Annotated in this window: 3 protein-coding genes; all 3 read left to right on the forward strand. The window is 74.4% G+C overall.

The window, feature by feature from the left end:
• A partial coding sequence (locus OZN99_RS31495) for an ROK family protein (RefSeq protein WP_270939132.1) occupies window positions 1–272 on the forward strand: 272 nt, incomplete at its 5' end.
• Window positions 269–655, forward strand: a complete 387-nt coding sequence (locus OZN99_RS31500; RefSeq protein WP_270939133.1) for a hypothetical protein — start codon at window positions 269–271, stop codon at window positions 653–655. The genes OZN99_RS31495 and OZN99_RS31500, both read left to right, overlap by 4 nt.
• 1 nt (window position 656) lies before the next feature.
• On the forward strand, window positions 657–1,419 hold a 763-nt coding region (locus OZN99_RS31505), incomplete at its 3' end, for a DNA polymerase IV (protein ID WP_270939134.1).

Below are 1,419 nucleotides of genomic sequence, written 5' to 3' on the forward strand. Positions count from 1 at the left end.
CGGCCCGCGCGGCAGCCGGCGATGCGCGCGCGCAGGCGGCGCTGGACCGCCATGCGGAGCGCCTCGCGCGCGCCCTGGCGGGCGCGGTCAATATCCTGGACCCGGACGTCATCGTGCTGGGCGGCGGGCTGTCCAACATGGCGCATCTCTATGCGGCGCTGCCGGGGCTGATCCCGCGCCATGTCTTCTCGGACGCCTTCTCCACCCCCGTGGTGCCGGCCATGCACGGCGACAGCTCCGGCGTGCTGGGGGCGGCGAGGCTGTGGGGATGATCCTCGCCGCCGGGCTGCTCTGGTTCGCGGTGATGTTCGGCCTGGGCTTCCTGCTGGGCCCGGTCCGCATCCTCGTGCTCGAACCGCGCTTCGGCGCGACGTTGGCGGTGCTGATCGAGGCGGTGCCGATGATCGCGGCGATGGTCGTGCTCGCCCCCTGGGTGGCGCGGCTCTTCGAACTGCCGCCGACGGCGCGCGCGCGGCTCGGCATGGGCGGCGCCGGCCTGCTCCTGCTGCTGGTGGCGGACACGCTGCTGGGCTGGTTGCTGTTCGGCCGCGGCCTGGATGCGCTGCTCGACCGCCCCGCCACCTGGGACGGGCGCGTCTACCTGCTGCTTCTGCTGCTGTTCCTCGTCATGCCCTGGCTACGCCGGCACGCCTGACATGCCCGCGCTCTGCCGCGACTGCGACCATCGCGCGCAGGCCGCCTTCGCCGCCTGCCCCGCCTGCGGGTCGCGCCGCGTGGTCGCGCATGCAGAGCTGTTCGCGCTGGCCGTCGCGCATGTGGACTGCGATGCCTTCTATGCCAGCGTCGAGAAGCGCGACCGGCCGGAGCTGCTGACCAGGCCGGTGATCGTCGGCGGCGGGCGGCGCGGCGTGGTCTCGGCGGCCTGCTACGTCGCGCGCACCCGCGGCGTGCGTAGCGCGATGCCGATGTTCAAGGCGCTCGCCGCCTGTCCGGACGCCGTGGTCATCAAGCCCGACATGGCGAAATACGTCGCCGTGGCGCGCGAGGTGCGCGTGCTGATGGAGGCGCTGACGCCACTGGTGCAGCCGCTCTCGATCGACGAGGCCGTGCTGGACCTGAGCGGCACGGAGGCGCTGCACAAGGCGCCGCCCGCCGTGGTGCTGGCGCGCTTCGCCCGTGACGTGGAACAGCAGCTGCGCATCACCGTCTCGATCGGGCTGGCGCGCAACCGGCTGCTGGCGAAGCTGGCGGCGGAGCGGGACAAGCCGCGCGGCTTCGCCGTGCTGGGGGCGGAGGCGGCGGCCTGGCTGGCGGACCAGCCGGTGACGCTGCTGCCCGGCGTCGGGCCCGCGCTGGCCCGCAAGCTGAACGCGGCTGGCTTCACCCGGCTCGGCCAGGTTGCCGCGCTGGACCCGCGCGAGGCGGCGCGGCGCTTCGGCGAGGACGGGCCGAGCCTGG

The sequence above is a fragment of the Falsiroseomonas oryzae genome, from assembly GCF_027856955.1.
In the GTDB taxonomy this organism is placed as follows: domain Bacteria; phylum Pseudomonadota; class Alphaproteobacteria; order Acetobacterales; family Acetobacteraceae; genus Falsiroseomonas; species Falsiroseomonas oryzae.

Excerpts from the sequence above, each read along its gene's own strand:
- OZN99_RS31500 (WP_270939133.1), top strand. The coding sequence starts at position 269 with ATGATCCTCGCCGCCGGGCTGCTCTGGTTCGCGGTGATGTTCGGCCTG.